Source organism: Caloramator proteoclasticus DSM 10124, assembly GCF_900129265.1.
Taxonomy (GTDB): domain Bacteria; phylum Bacillota; class Clostridia; order Clostridiales; family Caloramatoraceae; genus Thermobrachium; species Thermobrachium proteoclasticum.
On sequence record NZ_FQVG01000026.1, the window covers coordinates 1 to 18,531 of the forward strand.

At 31.6% G+C, this 18,531-nt stretch carries 19 protein-coding genes and 1 riboswitch; of the genes, 16 read left to right on the top strand and 3 right to left on the bottom strand.

The annotated features are described in order from the left end of the window. Positions 1-246 precede the first annotated feature (246 nt). The 7 genes from BUB63_RS07210 (at position 247) to BUB63_RS07240 (ending at position 4,210) form a co-directional block, all read left to right on the top strand. Entirely contained in the window at positions 247-468 is a 222-nt protein-coding gene (locus tag BUB63_RS07210) for an EAL domain-containing protein (protein ID WP_073248765.1), read from the top strand. Between the two features lie 18 nt (positions 469-486). Then, positions 487-1,053: a class I SAM-dependent methyltransferase gene (locus tag BUB63_RS07215; RefSeq protein ID WP_073248767.1), complete on the top strand. Its 567-nt coding sequence runs from the start codon at positions 487-489 to the stop codon at positions 1,051-1,053. A 119-nt stretch (positions 1,054-1,172) separates the two neighbouring features. Next, positions 1,173-1,523: a DRTGG domain-containing protein gene (locus tag BUB63_RS07220; protein WP_027307852.1), complete on the top strand. Its 351-nt coding sequence runs from the start codon at positions 1,173-1,175 to the stop codon at positions 1,521-1,523. Beyond that, a complete protein-coding gene (locus BUB63_RS07225; protein WP_027307851.1) occupies positions 1,523-1,948 on the top strand; it encodes an ATP-binding protein in 426 nt (141 codons plus the stop codon). The genes BUB63_RS07220 and BUB63_RS07225 overlap by 1 nt, the downstream gene beginning before the upstream one ends. A gap of 9 nt (positions 1,949-1,957) precedes the next feature. Further along, positions 1,958-3,202 (top strand): [Fe-Fe] hydrogenase large subunit C-terminal domain-containing protein, encoded by a 1,245-nt coding sequence (locus BUB63_RS07230; protein WP_073248769.1) that lies wholly within the window; start codon positions 1,958-1,960, stop codon positions 3,200-3,202. Then, positions 3,192-3,524, top strand: coding sequence for a DRTGG domain-containing protein (locus BUB63_RS07235; protein ID WP_073248771.1), 333 nt, complete (start codon positions 3,192-3,194; stop codon positions 3,522-3,524). The genes BUB63_RS07230 and BUB63_RS07235 overlap by 11 nt, the downstream gene beginning before the upstream one ends. A gap of 2 nt (positions 3,525-3,526) precedes the next feature. Continuing rightward, on the top strand, positions 3,527-4,210 hold the full coding sequence (locus BUB63_RS07240) for a PHP domain-containing protein (protein ID WP_073248773.1): 684 nt from the start codon (positions 3,527-3,529) through the stop codon (positions 4,208-4,210). A 45-nt stretch (positions 4,211-4,255) separates the two neighbouring features. On the opposite strand, the gene BUB63_RS07245 is transcribed toward BUB63_RS07240, so the two are convergent. Together BUB63_RS07245 and BUB63_RS13225 are read right to left on the bottom strand one after the other, a co-directional pair. Further along, positions 4,256-4,753: a hypothetical protein gene (locus BUB63_RS07245; RefSeq protein WP_073248775.1), complete on the bottom strand. Its 498-nt coding sequence runs from the start codon at positions 4,751-4,753 to the stop codon at positions 4,256-4,258. Positions 4,754-4,834: 81 nt separating this feature from the next. After that, positions 4,835-6,769, bottom strand: a complete 1,935-nt coding sequence (locus tag BUB63_RS13225) for an ATP-binding protein (protein WP_084106604.1) — start codon at positions 6,767-6,769, stop codon at positions 4,835-4,837. Between the two features lie 182 nt (positions 6,770-6,951). Between BUB63_RS13225 and BUB63_RS07260 the strand changes: the two genes are divergently transcribed. Next, positions 6,952-10,374 carry a 5'-nucleotidase C-terminal domain-containing protein gene (locus BUB63_RS07260; protein WP_073248777.1) on the top strand — a complete coding sequence of 1,141 codons (3,423 nt, stop codon included), beginning with the start codon at positions 6,952-6,954 and terminating at the stop codon, positions 10,372-10,374. 24 nt (positions 10,375-10,398) lie between these two features. On the opposite strand, the gene BUB63_RS07265 is transcribed toward BUB63_RS07260, so the two are convergent. Then, the gene (locus BUB63_RS07265) at positions 10,399-11,562 is read right to left on the bottom strand and encodes an MFS transporter (RefSeq protein WP_073248779.1); all 1,164 of its coding nucleotides are present in this window, start codon (positions 11,560-11,562) and stop codon (positions 10,399-10,401) included. 150 nt (positions 11,563-11,712) lie between these two features. Between BUB63_RS07265 and BUB63_RS07270 the strand changes: the two genes are divergently transcribed. The 8 genes from BUB63_RS07270 (at position 11,713) to BUB63_RS07305 (ending at position 18,445) form a co-directional block, all read left to right on the top strand. After that, positions 11,713-12,531, top strand: a complete 819-nt coding sequence (locus BUB63_RS07270) for an Mrp/NBP35 family ATP-binding protein (protein WP_027308474.1) — start codon at positions 11,713-11,715, stop codon at positions 12,529-12,531. Positions 12,532-12,542: 11 nt separating this feature from the next. Then, entirely contained in the window at positions 12,543-12,989 is a 447-nt protein-coding gene (locus BUB63_RS07275; protein ID WP_073248781.1) for a DUF134 domain-containing protein, read from the top strand. A gap of 43 nt (positions 12,990-13,032) precedes the next feature. Then, a riboswitch (cyclic di-GMP riboswitch) is annotated at positions 13,033-13,118 on the top strand. 48 nt (positions 13,119-13,166) lie between these two features. Next, positions 13,167-14,108, top strand: coding sequence for a hypothetical protein (locus tag BUB63_RS07280; RefSeq protein WP_073248783.1), 942 nt, complete (start codon positions 13,167-13,169; stop codon positions 14,106-14,108). 144 nt (positions 14,109-14,252) lie between these two features. Next, on the top strand, positions 14,253-14,834 hold the full coding sequence (locus BUB63_RS07285; RefSeq protein ID WP_073248785.1) for a Uma2 family endonuclease: 582 nt from the start codon (positions 14,253-14,255) through the stop codon (positions 14,832-14,834). A gap of 165 nt (positions 14,835-14,999) precedes the next feature. Further along, entirely contained in the window at positions 15,000-15,524 is a 525-nt protein-coding gene (locus BUB63_RS07290) for an FmdE family protein (RefSeq protein WP_073248787.1), read from the top strand. Positions 15,525-15,526: 2 nt separating this feature from the next. Next, the gene (locus BUB63_RS07295; protein ID WP_242947354.1) at positions 15,527-16,582 is read left to right on the top strand and encodes a FecCD family ABC transporter permease; all 1,056 of its coding nucleotides are present in this window, start codon (positions 15,527-15,529) and stop codon (positions 16,580-16,582) included. Continuing rightward, positions 16,579-17,331 (top strand): ABC transporter ATP-binding protein, encoded by a 753-nt coding sequence (locus BUB63_RS07300; protein ID WP_073248791.1) that lies wholly within the window; start codon positions 16,579-16,581, stop codon positions 17,329-17,331. Before BUB63_RS07295 ends, BUB63_RS07300 begins: the two co-directional genes overlap by 4 nt. A gap of 13 nt (positions 17,332-17,344) precedes the next feature. Beyond that, positions 17,345-18,445, top strand: a complete 1,101-nt coding sequence (locus BUB63_RS07305; RefSeq protein WP_073248793.1) for an iron ABC transporter substrate-binding protein — start codon at positions 17,345-17,347, stop codon at positions 18,443-18,445. Positions 18,446-18,531 lie beyond the last annotated feature (86 nt).

An 18,531-nucleotide genomic window follows, 5' to 3' on the forward strand; every position in this document is an offset into this window, starting at 1 on the left:
AACAATCCTGTATCAGAAGATAAGTCACCACCATCAAAATTTAATCGTATTTTACTATTGCTTTCTAAACAAATATCATATAAACTAAACATTGAGAACCCTCCCTTTGTTTGGTATTTGTTTAGCAACTATATTATAACAAATTTGGGCCCTCTTTTTCATGTTTTTATTTCACTTTTTAAGTGAAATGCAGTTTAGTAAAAAATTAAGTTAATATGGGCTATAGAACTCTTTTAAATAAATTCCATGAATAATTCAGGAATATTAATAGATGAAAAATACTATTATTTAGCTAAAAAGTTTATTGAGGTTTGCCACTATTTTAACTATGAGGTTGTGGCAGAAGGGGTAGAGACTAAAGAACAGTTTGAGGCATTAAGAGATTTAGGATGTGATAAAATACAGGGCTATTATATAGCAAAGGCACTTCCTATAGACAAATTAGGAGATATGCTACTTAAAAATTAGAAGTAAGGGGTGAATAATATGCACAAATTTAACCCTATGAATGCTGCAAAACTTGATAATCCTACAAGAAGAAAATATATGCCCCCATTTAAGACGTTAGAGAAGTTTGGATTAAAACAAAATGGAGAAGGGATATTTTTAGACATAGGATGTGGTATAGGTTATTTTACAATACCTGCAGCAAAAATCTTGGCAAAGGGTAAGGTTATTGGGATTGATATATTAGATGAAATGTTAGAACTTGCAAAGGAAAGGTCTTCAGGTATAGAAAACATAGAGTATAAAAAGTGTGAGGAGTATTCTTTTCCTGTAGGAGATAGCATTTCTGATTATGTTCTGCTGTCAAATGTTTTGCACGAAATACAAGATAAAAGTAGGTATATTAATGAGATAAAAAGAGTATTAAAAATTGGCGGTAGGGTTTTTGTAATAGAGTGGAGGAAGAGAGAAACAAATTACGGTCCACCAGCTAACCATAGAATATCTCAAGAAGAAGTTATAAAATGGTTTGAGGAAGAAGGATTGAAGTTTGTTTTGGAAATTGATGTATCTGAACACCATTATGGATTGATATTTGAGAAGTAAATTTTATAGCATTAACCTTAAATGGTTGATGCTTTTTTAGTTTATCAAAAAAATAACATTGAAAAATTTTCGGAAAAATTATAATATTAATATATATCTTATAACGGGGGAATGTATATATGAAATTAAGCAGAATTAAAGAGTTGATAAGTGCGGAAATTTTATGCAATGAAGAGATGCTCTCGATGGAAACTGTATGTGCCTTTGGTTCAGATTTAATGAGCGATGTTTTGGCACTTACTTGCAAAGATACAATTCTTATTACAGGGCTAACCAATATTCAAACAATAAGGACAGCTGAGATGCTCGACATTAAATGTATTATTTTTGTAAGGAATAAAAGACCAGATGAAACAATAGTTGAGCTTGCAAAGGAGAAGGGAATTTGTATACTTGCAACACGTCATACTATGTTTACAACCTGTGGTATACTTTATAGTAACGGATTAAAAGGAGTTGACAAGGACTAATGGAGGAGTTACTTTCTGTTAAATATGATGTAGTTAGTGGTGATTTTATTAGAGGAGGAGAGGCCTCCAGTAATCTTAAAAAGCTGTTAAACCAGCTTGGTGTAAGAAGTGATATTGTAAAGAGAATTTGTGTTGCCTGTTATGAGGCAGAAATGAATATTGTGATTCACAGTGTTGGAGGCTATATTGAGGCTAAAATATATAATGATAAAATTGAAATTACTGCCTATGATTATGGACCAGGTATTCCTAATATTGAACTTGCGATGCAGGAGGGTTATTCAACTGCATCGGATGTTGCACGAGAGATGGGATTTGGAGGAGGAATGGGTCTTCCTAATATAAAAAGAAGCAGTGACGAATTTTATATAAAGTCAGAGGTGGGGAAATTTACAGAAATAAAGATTATAATTTATTTTAATTAAGGTGATAATATGAAACAACTATTCCATTCAGTTGCTTTGATTTCTGAAAAGTGCATAGGATGTACTAAATGTATGATGAATTGCCCAGTTGAAGCTATAAGAGTAAAGGGTGGTAAGGCTGTAATATATAACGAAAAATGTATAGATTGTGGTGAATGTATAAAGGTTTGCCCATATGGGGCTCATATTTCTATAAAAAATTCATTAGATGATATACAAAGGTATAAGAAGAAAATAGCAATACCATCTGTTACCTTATATTCACAATTTGGCAAGAATGTAGAGCCTGATGTTATAAATGAGGGACTTTTAAAGCTTGGATTTGATGAGGTATTTGACATTACCTTTTCCTGTGATATAGCATCTGAGACATTAAAAAAGGATTTAGAAAGGGTAGAAAAACCTGCAATTTCTACATTGTGTCCAACAGTTGTAAGACTTGTTGAGACTGAATATCCAAGTTTAGTAGGTCATTTAGTTAAAATGCTAACACCAATTGAAATCTCAGCTCTTATAATTAGAGAGAAATATAAGGAAATGGGATATAAAAACGAAGATGTAGGGATATTCTTTTTAACTCCTTGTCCAAGTTGGGTGACTAAGATAAGCGAAATATCTAAAAATGAAAATATAAGGATAAATGGTGCAATACCAATAAGTGATATATATCCTAAATTGTTAAAGCATATAAAAGGAAGGGCTGATGATAAAAATTCATTTATTTCAAGAACTGGGCTGATGTGGGCATACTCTGGAGGACAGTGTGAGGCAATTGGTATAGAAAATTCAATTTCTGTAGATGGTATAAAGAATGTTATAAAGGTATTAAATGATGTTGAAAATGGAAGATTAGATGATATAGATTATATAGAAGCAATGGCCTGTCCTAATGGATGCTTAGGAGGACTATTGCTTGTAGAAAACCCATATAATGCAGAAAGAATAACAAAGAATTTAAATAGTAAGATTGATTTTACCTATAAAATACACGATTTTTCCGATATCGAAAGCAAATTAGTAAGTGATGAAGAAAGCAGTGAGCATAGGGATACTCAAAAGATTTCTACAAACTTTGAAAGTGCGGTTAAAATGATAAAAAGTATGAACAAAATAATAAATATGCTTCCAGGAACTGACTGTGGTCTTTGTGGATCGCCTTCTTGTAAGGCCTTTGCTGAGGACGTTGCAAAGGGGCTTGCAAGCTTAAAGGACTGCAAATTTTTAAATGAAGGAGGTTTTAATAATGAAGGTTAAAGATATAGTTGATGCCCTAAATCTTAAGGTTTTAGCTGGAGGAGATGGACTTGATAGAGAAGTTAAGGGAGTTTATACCTGCGACCTTTTAAGCTGGGTTATGTCCCACGGAAAGCAAAACAATGCTTGGATTACAGTTCAAATACATCCAAACATTATTGCTGTTGCAACCCTTTTAGAATTTTCCTGTGTAATTATTCCTGAAAATATAGAGGTTGAAGAAGCAACTTTAAATAAAGCTAATGATGAAAAAATACCAGTACTTCAATCCAATTTAAATGCATATGAAATATGTATTGAACTAAATAAGTTAGGTGTATGAGTATGAAACTCTATTATGATTTTCACATACACACAGGGCTTTCTCCATGTGCAGATGATGATATGACTCCTAATAACATAGTAAATATGGCAAAAATAAAGGAACTTGATGTTATTGCTATAACAGATCACAACAGCTGTAAAAATGTTGAGGCCTGTTTAAAGGTAGCAGAAAAGGTAGGAATGTTGGTTATACCAGGTATGGAACTTCAGACTAAAGAGGAAGTTCACGTTCTGTGCCTTTTTAAGGATTTAGATTCAGCACTTTGTTTTCAAGAATTTGTTTATAACAGATTGCCCAACATAAAAAATAAACCAGATATATTTGGAAATCAGATAATATTTAATGAAAATGATGAGATAGTAGGGTATGAGGAGAAATTGCTGCTAAATTCTGCTGACATAACAATAGACGAGGCTTTTTATAGGGTAAAGGAGTTAGGAGGACAATTTATACCAGCACATATAGATAAGGATACCTATAGCATAATATCAAACTTAGGCTTTATTCCAGATTATTTAGATATAAAGACGTTAGAATATTCAAGTTATGAAAAAATCAATAAACTAATTAATAGTAAATTATTAAAAAACACCTATATACTTATTAAGAATTCAGATGCCCACAATTTAGGCCAAATATCAGAAAGGGAAAACTATATAGAGTGCCACCCAGGTGAATTGTGACATTATCCATATTATAGAAATGCCACCTTCTCTGGGTGGCATCTTTTATTTCTTATGATAGTTAAGTCTATTTATCAAAATTGAGTTTATATCGTTGGTTATTTTACCTATGGTTAAGTCATAGTAGAATTTATTTATATCGTGCAATTTATTATTTTTACTGATTCTATAATTTACTTGGTAATTATTATTTGCTTTTATTATGTTTATAATTTTGTTTATAGATGTATTTATATTTTCGGTTTTATTTTTAAAATATTCCTCAATCCAGCTATCAACAATTTTATTTACTTCCTTTTCGATATTCTTTATATCAGACCTGAAGAAGAAATACTTGTCGTTATAAAAGTTTTCAATTATTGTGCTACTTTTAATTGAGGACATATTATTTAAGTATTTAGCAGAAAATATGTTAAAACCATTTCCAATATATTTATTTATGTTTATGTTAGAGTAAATTTTGTTTGTAAGTGAATATAGTTCACTGTCTATATATTTTGCAGACAGGATTGTTAAATCATTAACATTCAAATCAACTTCCATCTTAACCCCTCCCATTTACATTTGTTTAAAAAATGCGGCATACTATATATATATTCAATAAAATAAAAAAATGTGAGAGAATTAAAAATAAATATCAGAAAATTCAATTGAAATTCTCTCAACATTATTAAAATTACTTATTGTACCTATTTCACAATTTACCTCTTTATCTAAGTTATTTGGTAGTAAAATTATAAATTCACTACCTTTTCCTTCTTCACTTATTAATTTAATTTCTCCCCCGTGCATTTCAATAAATGATTTAACAATATTAAGACCAAGCCCACTTCCTTCGCGTTCCCTTGATAGAGACTTATTTACCTGGCTAAATCTTTCAAAAATTATATCCTGTTTATCAAGAGGTATGCCGATTCCAGTATCCTTAACAGAAATGCAAGTGTACTCTTCTAAATCCCTTATATTTACAATTATTTTACCATTCTCGGGTGTAAACTTAATTGCATTAGAGAGCAGATTTAGTATTATTCTTTCAATTTTATCTTTGTCACATTTTATATATTTTTCTTCTATATCAGTATCGAATATAATTTCAATATTTTTTGAATTAATATAATCGGCAACAGATTGAACTATGTCTTCAATTAAAGATACTATATTGCATACGCATAGATTAAGTTGCATATATCCGGCATTTACTTTTGTTATATCTATTAGGTTATTAACAAGCCTTAATAGCCTAAAACAGTTTTGTTTTATAGATTTGTTATATTTGTATAGAGTATCATTGTCATCAATAATTTTATTTTTCTTAAGGTATAATTCTAAAAGCTGTATCGAACCTAAAATGATATTTAAAGGAGTTCTAAACTCGTGGGATATATTAGCAAAGAACTCTGAACGTATATTTTCGTATTCCTCAAGCTCTTTAATTTTCCTCCTGCTCTCTTCAAGTTTTTTAGAATCGGTTATATCCTTTGCATAAATGAATATTCTATCTAAAAGAGTGTTATCTAATATAGGCATTATGTTTAGTTCAAGGAAGTACTCTTCATTTAATCTGTTTACCAATCTGGTTTCAAACTTTATTGGTTCTCCCTTTAACAATGCATCAATTGCTTCTTTACTTGTTATTTGGTTTTCTATATTAAATAAATCGTATATAGTAAATTCTTCAAGTTCATTCTTATCAATTTTAGTTATTTTAAAGAAAGTAGGGTTTGCAACAAATATATAACCAGAGTATATGTCTGCCTCTAAAAGCATATCAGGACTGTAGTCAAAAAAGGACTTATATCTTTTTTGCTGCTCTAAATTTTTAATTTCTATAAGCTTTTTTTCTGTTATGTTTCTTACAACTGCAATAACCTGATTTTCGTTTAGTGCTACAATCCTTGCTTCAAAGTATTGTTTGGAAGAATCAAAGGAAAGACTATATTCAATTGATTTTATTTTCTTTGTACTTAATGTATAATCGATTGCTGATTTGTATAGAAGTGCCACATCCATTGGCAGCATATCTATTATTTTATTTCCAATTATTTTATCTGGAGATACATACAAATCATCCCTATTATAGGTTCTAAAGTCAAGTATTGTTGTATCCTTATCTATTTTAAAATAAAGGTCTGGAAAGGCTTTAACTATAGACAATAGTTCAGTTGTAATGTTTTTTAGATTTTCCTCTGCCATTTTACTTTTAGTAATATCAACCCCAACAGCCCAAAGGGATAATCCTTCGATTGGGTATAAAGATGAAACGTTTGACCAAGATATAACCTTTTGACTTCCATCTTTACAGGTTATAGTGGTTTCAAGATTTCTAAAGTTATTTTCAAGCTCTGGAACAAGGCTTAGAATATAGCTTCGATATGTATCATCAGGATATAAAAGCTTAAAGGCGTCGGGATTGTTTATTATTTCTTCCTTAGAATATCCTGTTACCCTTTCGGCCTCCTTGTTCCATAGAATTATATTTCCATTTTCATCAAGAGCATCTATTAAAACAGGCATATTTTCAAGTATATAAAGTGATTTTTCGCATATCAAACTTTGCATGCCCCTTCCCCTTCCTATTTGTTTCTATATAAATAATTCAACATTTGTGAAAAAAATCCTGCAAATATTTTAAAACATAAAAAACAGAAAACCATTTCTAAAATTTTATTCATAATATTTACACAATTAAACAAAAGTTATATAATAGATAATGCACCAAAAAAATGAAGGGGGAATAAAATATGAGAATCAAAAGAATTGGTGCTAAGGTTACCAGTTTTATACTTAGTTTGTTACTGATTTTGTCGATGTTACAACCAGGACTTATAACCTTAGCACAGGCAGAGACAACTGAAAAGGTTTATGACATCATTGAAATTACAGATTTTCACGGAACTTTACAGGATTCTTCTAATAACAAGGTTGCAGCTGTCTTAGGAGACAGAATTAAAAAGGTTAAACAATCAAATCCAGATAGGTTTATTTTCCTAAGCGGCGGAGACCTATATCAGGGTTCACCTGTTTCAAATGTACTTTTAGGAAAACCAGTTAAAGAATTTTTAAATAATGTAGGGCTTGATGTAACTGCACTTGGAAATCACGAATTTGATTGGGGATTAGACAAAATCGTAAATATGCATAAGGAAGAGCCAGTTGCTAAATATGATTTTGTATGTTCAAATCTATATGACAAAACAACAGGAAAAAGAGTATTTGAACCATATAAGATTTTAGAAAAGGATGGTTTAAAAATAGCAGTTGTTGGTGCTATATCTACAGAAACCCCAACAATAGTTCTTCCTAAAAATGTAGAAAACTTTGAGTTTAAGGATGAAGTAACAGAAATAAATGCAGTTGTTAAGGATATAAGAGATAACAATAAGGCAGATGTTGTATTAGCACTAATTCACGAAGGAAGCGACAAGACAGGCAAAACAGGTAAGATATTTGATATAACAAATAAGTTAGAGGGTGTTGACGCAGTATTTGGAGGACATTCACATACAATAGTTTATACACAGGCAGAAAATGGTATTCCGGTGTATATAGCAAATTCAAGTGGAAAGGGCTATATTCACGTAAAAATGACAGTTAAGGATGGCAAACCAAGCTTCACAGGAAGTTATATTGCACTTGATAATGCTTCAGGGTATAAAACAGCAGAACCAGTTTATGATGCAGAGGTACAAGCTATAGTAGATAAGGCATATCAAGACTTAAAGCCAATATTTGATGTCAAGATTGGTTATACAGATAAAAACTTAACAAGAACACAAAAACAAAGCCCATACGGTGAATCATATCTTGGAAACTGGGTTACAGATGTAATGAGAAAGAAATTAAATGCAGATGTTGCTTTTCAAAATAATGGCGGTATAAGAATAGATATTCCAGCAGGGGATATAACTGTTGGTACAATTTTCTACTTAATGCCCTTTGACAATACTTTAGTTAAACTTGAAATGACAAAGGCACAATTAAAGGCAGTATTAGAACAAGCTTTTATGGATGCTGGAAAGGGAATACAAGTTTCAGGATTAAAGGTAAAATACGATCCGACAAGACCATCAGGAGACAGAGTTGTTGATATTATAAGAGAAAATGGTAAAACAATTTCAGATACAGAAAAATTAGTGGTTGTTACTAATGATTTTATGGCAACAGGTGGAGATGGATTCACAGCATTTGTAGGAGCAGGCGGTGCAGATCCAAAGAATAACACATTTATTTTAGTAAGAGATGCTTTAATTGATGCAGTTAAAGAAACAGGAAAAGTAGAAACAACTATGAATAATAGAATAACAAATCTTAAAAAATCAATATCAATAGTTGCAACATCAGATGTTCACGGAAATGTGCTAAACTTTGATTATGCTACAGGAAAGCCACCAGTTGATTCAAAGGGAGTAGAAATTGGACAAGGTCTTGCTAAGGTATCAACTTTTGTTAAAAACCTAAGAGCTCAAAATCCAAATGTAATGTTAATAGACAATGGAGATACAATTCAAGGAACACCACTTGTTTATTATTACAATATGATAGATAAAACAGCAGAATATCCAATGATGAAGGTAATGGGTGCAATGGGATATGATGCTTGGGTATTAGGAAACCACGAATATAACTATGGTCTTGATACTTTAAATAGAGTAATTAAGGATGCTGAGAAAAATAATATTAATGTATTATCTGCAAATACGTATAAAGAAAATGGAGAAAACTTTGTAAAACCATATATTATTAAGTCCTTTAATGTAGATGGGAAGGAAGTTAAGGTAGCTGTTATAGGGCTTACAACTAAAACTATACCAAGCTGGGAATCACCACAAAACTACAAGGGATTAGAATTTAAAGACTTAGTTGAAGAGGCAAAGAAGTGGGTTAAGGAAGTTAAGGATAAGGGTGCTGATGTTGTAATAGTATCAGCACACAGCGGAGAAGAAAAACAAACAGATATAATACCAGAAAACCAAATTAAGGCTATTGCTCAAAATGTAAGCGGAATAGATGCAATTGTTGCAGGACACGCACACAGCTTAATTACAGAAAATGCATATAAAAATCCTGAAGGAAAGAATGTGATAGTTACTGAACCAGGAAAATGGGCACAATATATATCACAAATTGATATCTATGTAAATCAAGATGGAACATATTCAGTATCAGCAAAGAACGTAAAGATGGATAGCACAATTGAAGAAGATATAGAGATTGTTAATTTAATTAAGCCATATCAAGATAAGACTATAGAATATATTAAAACAGTTGTAGGAAAGGCTACAGGAGAATTTACAGGTTTAAATCAAACAATAGAACCTACTGCTATAATGGAACTTATAAATAAAGTTCAGATGGAAGCAGCAGGAACACAACTTTCAATAGCGGCACCATTAAGTTCAAAGGCTTATATACCACAAGGTGATGTAACTATACAAGATATTATGTCAGTATATGTTTATGAAAACTTCCTATATGGTATAAAGATGACAGGAAAGCAGTTGAAGGACTGGTTAGAATGGTCAGCAAGATACTATAAGCAAGTTCAAAGCCCAACAGATAAGATAGAAAAGGATCCAGTACTAAACATTCCTGATTACAATCTTGACCAATTATATGGTGCAACATACGATATTGATTTAACACAACCTGTTGGAAATAGAATTAAGAATTTAAGATATAAGGGCAAATTAATAAAGGATACTGATGTATTTACAGTAGCAATTAACAACTACAGATACAATGGTGGCGGTGGATTTATGGCTGCTGCTGGAATAAGTAATACAGATCCAAGTATAGTTGTATATGATTCACAAAAGGCACTTGGAGATGATGGACAAGTAAGAAGCTTAATGATAGAATACTTCAAGAAATATGGAACAATTGCAAATACTGTAGAAAAGAATTGGAAGTTAAGCACAACAAAGGTTGAAGAAATAAAGGATACTGAAGATACAACTAATGATGAAATACAAAACGATGATAAAACAACAGATGATAAGGAAGCAACCAATAATGAAGGAGCTGAACAAAATAAAGATGGTAAATTACCAAAGACAGGTTCAGTAGTAGACATAACAACCCTATTTGGAGCAGGTGCAGCTTCAATTATGATAGGTGCTGCATTTGTAATCCACGATTCAAGAAGGAAGAAAAAAGTAGCATAAAAATAAAGCAGGCGAAAGCCTGCTTTATTTTTTCATTGCGTTTTTTACTGTATATGTCGCTATGAAGGAAACAAGAAGCATTGCAATTGATGCACCAATAAATACATAGCTGTAGTTATTATATAGATTTATTATTTTCCCATTTACGCTTGTTCCAATTGCACCACCTACAAACATATTAAAGGAAGCAAGGGACATAGCAGTACCTCTAAGTGTAGGCATAGTTTCTTGTGCTGTTGAAACAAGTGTTGATTGTAGTGAAACAAAGGCAAGACCAAATCCAAATAGAGCAACTACTATTAAAGCTGTTGAATTAGTTGCAGATAGTAGATAAAGTGATACTGAACCTGTTAATCCTAAAACTAAAAGGAATTTATTTTGTAGTTTTGCTCTAAGCTTTGGTGCTATTCTTCCACCTATAACCGTTGCAATACCAAAGGAAGTTAATACAATACCTACAATTAAAATGTTGTATCCTGTCTTAGATTGAACAAGTTTTCCAGTATATGTGAAGCTACCAAATACGCTAAATCCAACAAGCATAATAGTTGACACAACAGCTACAAGCTTACCATTAGAAAGTGCCTGCTTATAAACACCAGTTAAATTTAGTTTATCAATTCTTCCAGGAAGTTTTGGTAGTTTCTTTAGCATTACTATTGCAAGTATAAGTTCTCCAAGTCCATATATAAAGTAAACAGCTCTCCAAGAACCAAAGTATGCAAGTACTCCCCCGATAAGTGTTGCAGATGCACCACCTAAGAACATCATACCCATAACCTTACCAATGGATTTTTGTCTCTCCTGTGGTTCAAAAACTTCTCCAACAAGTGCCATAGTAACAGGGAATATACCAGCACCAAAGGCACCGTTTACTGCTCTAAAGAATACAAGCGAAGGTAAGTTAAATGCAAAGGCACCAAGCATACTAAATATTGCTGTACCAAAGGCAGCAATGTTTATAATCTTTGTTTTTCCGAATCTGTCTCCAAGTGGTCCAAATAGGATTGTAAATAGACCAAAGGATAGCATATATGCAGTAACAGATACTGCGGCAGTTGTTAAACTTAAATTTAAATCCTTTGCAATATTTATTATAAGTGGAGCAGCAGCATAGTTGTCTCCATTGGCCAAAAACGCCATTAAACCAAGTACCATAATTATGGTTTGTTTATCTTTGTTTGTCATTATAACACCTCCGAAATATAAGAAAATAATTAAATAATAATATAACAATATCATATTATTACAATATATCATTTTTGTCAACAATCTATTTGACATATTTGTTAAATAGGTATATTCTAATAATAGCAAATGCTAAAAAGGGGTGATGTTATGTCAAATTGCAGTACTTGTCCTTCAAATTCATCCTGTTCAAAGGACAAAGAAACTTGTATGGTACAAATAAATCCAAACAATAGAATAAAAAAGGTAATAGCAGTAATGAGTGGAAAGGGTGGGGTTGGTAAATCAACTGTATCAGTTCTGCTTGCTAAAAAACTAAATGAGTTAGGATATAGTGTTGGTATTATGGATGCAGATGTTACAGGCCCAAGTATACCAAGACTTCTTAATATAAGAGAGAAGGCAAGGGGAACAGAGGAGTATATACTACCTGTTGAAACTGAAGATGGTATTAAAGTGATGTCAGTTAACCTTTTAATGGAGGATGAAAATCAGCCTGTATTATGGAGGGGACCTGTAATTTCTGGTGTAATAACTCAATTTTGGACTGATGTTTTGTGGGAGGATTTAGATTATTTAATAATAGATATGCCTCCAGGAACATCTGATGTTGCACTAACTGTAATGCAGTCAATTCCTATAAATGGAGTTGTAATGGTTTCAATTCCTCAGGATTTAGTTACAATGATAGTTATGAAGGCAATAAATATGGCAAGAAAGCTTAATATTGATATTTTAGGTGTTATACAAAATATGAGTTATATTAACTGCCCAGATTGTGGAAAAAAGATAAGGCTATTTAATTCAGAAAAGGCAGAGGAAGAATATAGAGAAATGGGAGTTGATATTTTAGGCGAACTTCCAATGACTCAAAGTCTAAATAATTACAATGATTTAACACAAGATAGAATAGAATTTGATAAAATATTTACACCAATTGTTTTAGATATAATGAAAAAATTAAATTAATGGAGGGGTATATGCCAAGACCTACTAAATACAGAATGGTAGAAAATTTACCAAAGGAGGAGTATTTTGTCCCAGCAAATGTTCCAAAATGCTCCTTAGATGAGGTGGTTTTGAAGGTCGAAGAGCTTGAGGCTATGAGACTAAAGGATGTTGAAGAGCTTCATCAGGAGGACTGTGCAGAGAGAATGAATGTCTCAAGACAGACCTTTCAAAACATCATAGATAGTGCAAGAAAAAAGGTAGCGATAGCACTAACAGAAGGAAAGGCAATAAGAATTGGAGGAGGGCATTTTGTAACAAAGCACTGTAAATTTAAGTGTTTTGATTGCGGCAATGAATATGATATAAATGTTGAATATGACAAAACAAAGTGTCCTGTTTGTGGTTCTAATAAAGTTATGTGTAGTAAAAAGGCTGAGAAGTGTAAAAAGTGGTGTAGATGTGAGGAAAATGATTGATTTGTTTTGTTAAAGTGATAAAATTAAATTAAGAATAAACAAAACCTGAAAAGGGCAAACTTAGGGAAACCTAAGGACGCAAAGTTATGGGCCTAAGGAGCAATGCTCTATGGTTGCCAGACTGCCAGGTTCTCCTTATATGGAGAACCTAATGTCTCTATATAAGGAGGGAATAATATGTTAAAAAGAGGTATTTCTTTTTTGCTAATCTTTTTTATACTTATATCCATTTCAACTATTCCTGCCACTGCTAAGTCTAAAGTAAATTCCAAAGGTAAAAGGCAAGTTATAAAGAAGGTTGTAGAAAATAAAAGGCTTTTAAGTAGTACTATATATAAGGTACCTTATGGTACTTGGCTTTGGGATACAAATAAAATAGTTAAAAATGCAGATTATGTTGTAAAATTTTTAAATGCAAATGGCTTTACTGAAGTTTATATTCAAATAGATCAGAGTTTAAATTATTCATATTACAGAAATTTTATTAAAAATGCAAATAAGTATGGAATAAAGGTTTATGCATTAGATGGAAATCCTGAATGGGTATTAAAGAATGAAAGAAGGGAGCTTAATAAATTTTTAAATTGGGTTGTAAAATATAACTCAAAAGTAAAAGAAGAAAAATTTTATGGGGTACATCTTGATTCTGAGCCTTATCTTTTGGAGTTATGGAATAGCAGTAGAAACCAAGCAGTATTAGAGTATATGGATTATATATCATACCTTAAGGATTTTGGAGTAAAGAACAATTTAAATATTGCAGTTGATATACCATTTTGGTTTGATGAAATAATAATTAAGAGCAATAATATGAGTTTGGCTGAATATGTAGTCTCAATAGTTGATATAATAAATGTAATGACCTATAGGGACAAGGCAGGAACAATAATAGATATAGTAAAAAATGAAATGGAATATGCTAAAAAGTATAATAAAAAAATTATGATTTCAGTTGAAACAGGCAATACCAGTGAAGGTGATTATGTAACCTTCTATCAAGAAGGTATAAACTTTATGTGGAATGAGATAGATAAGGTGAATGATTACTATAAAACTAACTACAATAATTATGGTTTTGCAGTACATTATTTAGAAAACATAATGGAAATGAAAAAATAAATAATATGAAACCTATTCTTTGGAGGCGGATGATCTTTTATGGTGGTATCCAAAAATAGTAGGGCACTACAGATTTCCTAAAGTAGATTAATCTACTGATAAATTTGTGGTACAATTATAAAAAAGGCAAATAGGGGTGATTTTATGGTATTGCCTGAAAGACTTGAAATATATACTTATAGCGACTATAAGAACAAAGAAGATGACAATAGATATGAACTTATTAATGGAAGGTTTTATGCTATGACTCCGGCACCTTCAAGAATTCATCAAAAGATAATAACTGAATTATCAAGAAGTATAGGAAATTATATAGAAGGTAATTCACTATCCTGTGAAGTATATGTAGCCCCCTTTGATGTTAGATTAATAGATGATGGTCAGACAGAAGATAGCTGTACAAATGTAGTTCAACCGGATATTTCAGTTATATGTGATAAAACAAAGTTAGATGATAAGGGCTGTATAGGAGCACCTGAATTTATAATAGAGGTTGTTTCACCATCGAATGCATCAGTTGATTATGTGAAAAAGCTTTATTTATATGAGAAGTTTAATGTTAAGGAATATTGGATTATAAATCCTCATACGGAGCATATAATGATATACACTTTAGGTGAAAACAATCAATACTCAGAACCTTTTATCTTTAAATTTACAGAAATAATAAGATCTAAGTTTTTACAGGGATACGAGGTTAAAATAAGTGATATTGTTAAAAAATAATTTATATTGACTAAAATATTATATTTTGTTAATATAGATGAGGAACACGAAGTTCCACATAAGGTAAGATTTTTAAAACAGAGCTAAACCCACGAAGGGTTAAATCCTTCGTGGGTTATTTTTTGTATTTCTTTTACTAATAAAAATTATTTAGGAGGTTGAGGTATGAATAAAGAATTGTGGAAAAAATGTGTGGAGTTTCACGGACACGAGTGCCCAGGGCTTGCAATAGGATTTAGAGCCTGTGAAATTGCAGTAGAAAAACTTAATTTAACCTTTTCTAAAGATGAGGAGGTTGTATGCATAACTGAAAATGATGCCTGTGGTGTTGATGCTGTACAAGTTATAACAGGATGTACGATGGGAAAGGGTAATTTATTATTTAAAGACAGGGGAAAAATGGCCTTTTCTTTTATTAAAAGACAGACAGGAGAAGGAATAAGAGTAGTATTAAAACCTTTAAAAAGAGAAATAACAAGAGAAGAAAATCAAAGGTATATTTTAGAGGCACCAGCAGAGGAGGTATTTGACATAAAGCCTTTAAATACTAAGCTTCCTGAAAAGGCAAGACTTTTTAACAGTATAATTTGTGAAGAATGTGGAGAGGCTACTGCAGAACATAGAATAAGAATTCAAAACAATAAGAAGGTTTGTTTAGACTGCTTTAAGGAATATACAAGGGGATGGTAAAAATGCAGGCAGAAATTATGTATAAAAGATATGTAGGTAGAAAAAAGTTTGTATTTGCAGTTCTCGTTATAATTTTATTTATACTGTCCTTTATAGCTTTAAATTTAGGTGCAAGTAGTACCACTTTATTAAATTTAATTAGTTTTTTTACAGGTATAACGGATGAAACTGCGAACTTAGTTCTTTGGAGGATAAGGCTTCCAAGAATACTGGCTGCAGTTGTTGCAGGTGCAGCACTTTCAATTTCAGGCTGTATAATGCAGAATAACTTAAAAAATCCTCTTGCATCACCCTTTACCCTTGGTATCTCCAATGCAGCAGCCTTCGGTGCCAACGTTGCAATAATTCTTTTAGATGCAGGTTTAACCCAAAGTAGTACAAAGGATGCGATAATAATAAATAATCCATACTTAGTGAGTATATGTGCCTTTGTATTTTCAATGATTGCAACACTTATTGTTGTAAAACTTGCAAAACTTAAATTTTTTAGTAAAGAGGCAATAGTTCTCTCAGGTGTCTCTTTAGGTTCTCTTTTTACTGCAGCTACAACGCTTATACAGTATTTTGCACAGGACTATCAAGTTGCTGCAGCTGTTTTTTGGACCTTTGGAGATTTAGGAAGGGTATCCTATAAAGAGGTTTTAATTATGTCAGCTACAACCTTAATATCATATATATATTTCTACATTCACAGATGGGATTATAATACATTAGAGGCATCAGATGATGTTGCAAAATCTTTAGGTGTTGATGTAGAAAAAGTTCGTATAAGAAGTTTAGTGTTAGTTTCCTTAGTAACAGCAACAGCAGTATCTTTCATAGGTGTTATAGGATTTATTGGTCTTATTGCACCACACATAATGAGAAGAATTGTTGGAAGTGATTTGAGGTTTTTAATCCCCACTTCTACAATTTTAGGCTCAATTATACTACTTTTATCAGATACACTTGCAAGAACTATAATAAGCCCGATAGTACTTCCAGTTGGAGTTTTAACATCTTTTTTGGGAGCTCCCCTTTTTCTATATCTTTTAATAAAGGGGGAGGGTAGAAGATGATATTAAGGGTAGATAATTTAACATTTTCCTATCATAGTAAATTGGTTTTAGATAAAGTAAGTTTTAGTATAGATAGAGGAGAATGTGTTGCAATTCTTGGGATAAATGGTGCTGGAAAATCTACGCTGTTGAAGTGTATTAATAGGATACTTACACCTGAAGGTGGATGTGTTTTTATTGATAGTATAGATATAACTAAAATGCATCAGATAGATATTGCAAAAAATATTGGATATGTTCCACAGAGAACAAATACAACAAGAATGACGGTTTTTGATGCTGTTCTATTAGGAAGAAGACCTTATATTAAGATTGATGCAACTAATGAGGATATTGATATTGTAAATGACATACTGAAAAATCTCTCTCTTGAAGATTATAGTTTGAAATATATAGACGAATTGAGTGGTGGAGAATTCCAAAAGGTTTTAATAGCAAGAGCACTTGCACAACAACCTAAGGTATTACTACTTGATGAGCCGACCAGCAGCTTAGATTTAAAAAATCAAATTGAGGTTTTAGATTTTATAAAGGACATTGCAAAGAAAAATGGCATTTCAGTTGTTGTTGTAATACACGATTTAAATTTAGCATTAAGATTTGCAGATAAATATATATTAATGAGGGATAGCAGGATATATTCGGTAGGAGGAGAAGAAGTTATCACAGAAGAGTCAATTAGAGATGTTTATTCTGTAGATGTAAAAATAGAAAATATAAGTAATAAAAAAATAATAATACCAATTTGATGGAGGGATTTAAGTGAAAAAAAGGTTTGCATTACTTTTATCAATTATTATATTTCTTTTATCTATTTTTATGGTAGGATGTAGCAGTGAAGAAGTAAAGAATAATGGAAAGGAAAAAGTAATTACAGATTTGCTGGGAAGAGAAGTAAAGATTAAGGAGAATGTTGAAAGGGTTGTGGCAATAGGGCCAGGGGCATTAAGGCTCTATATATATGTAGGAGGAAAAGATAAGATTGTTGGAATTGAGGAATTTGAAAAGAAGAATGCCAAGGGAAGACCATATATAATAGCAAATAAAGAACTTATTGATTTACCTGTAGTTGGACTTGGAGGCCCTAATAATCCACCAGACCCAGAAAAAATTGTAGCAGTTAAACCAGATGTTATTTTTACTACCTATGCAAAGGATAAGGCAGAGGCAGATAATCTTCAAAATAAAACAGGTATTCCAGTTATAGCAATAAGCTATGGAAAAACATCTTTATTTGATAATGCAGTTAATGAATCTTTAAGGCTAATTGGTAAGGTTATAAATAAAGAAGAAAGAGCAAATCAAGTAGTGGATTTTATAGAAAATGCAAAAAAGGATTTAGAAAAAAGAACAGCCGATATTAAGGATGAAAATAGACCTACTGTATATATTGGTGCTCTTGGAATGAAGGGAATGCACGGTATAGAAAGTACACAGGGTAAATATTCACTTTTTACAGCATTAAATATTAAAAACCTTGCAGATGAAACAGGAAAAACAGGAAGTGTTATGATTGATAAGGAAAAGTTGGTTGAGTGGAACCCAAATATAATATTTATTGATTTAGGTGGACTTGAAATAGTTAAACAGGATTATAGTAAAAATACAAAATTCTATGATTCACTTACTGCATTTAAAGAGGGCAATGTTTATTCACAGTTACCATATAATTTTTATAGCACTAATATTGATACAGCTTTAGTTAATGCTTACTTTATAGGAAAGACAGTTTATCCAGAAAGGTTTAATGATATTAATATAAAGGAGAAGGCAGAGGACATATATAAGTTTTTTGTAGGGAAAGAATTGTTTGATAAGATGCAGGGGGATTTTGGTGAGCTTGGGAAATTAGATATGAAATAAAGTATATAAGTAATAAAAAGACGAAGTAGAAAAATGCTTCGTCTTTTTTGTTTTAGAAAAATATTTACAGTAAAGTATTTACAAAA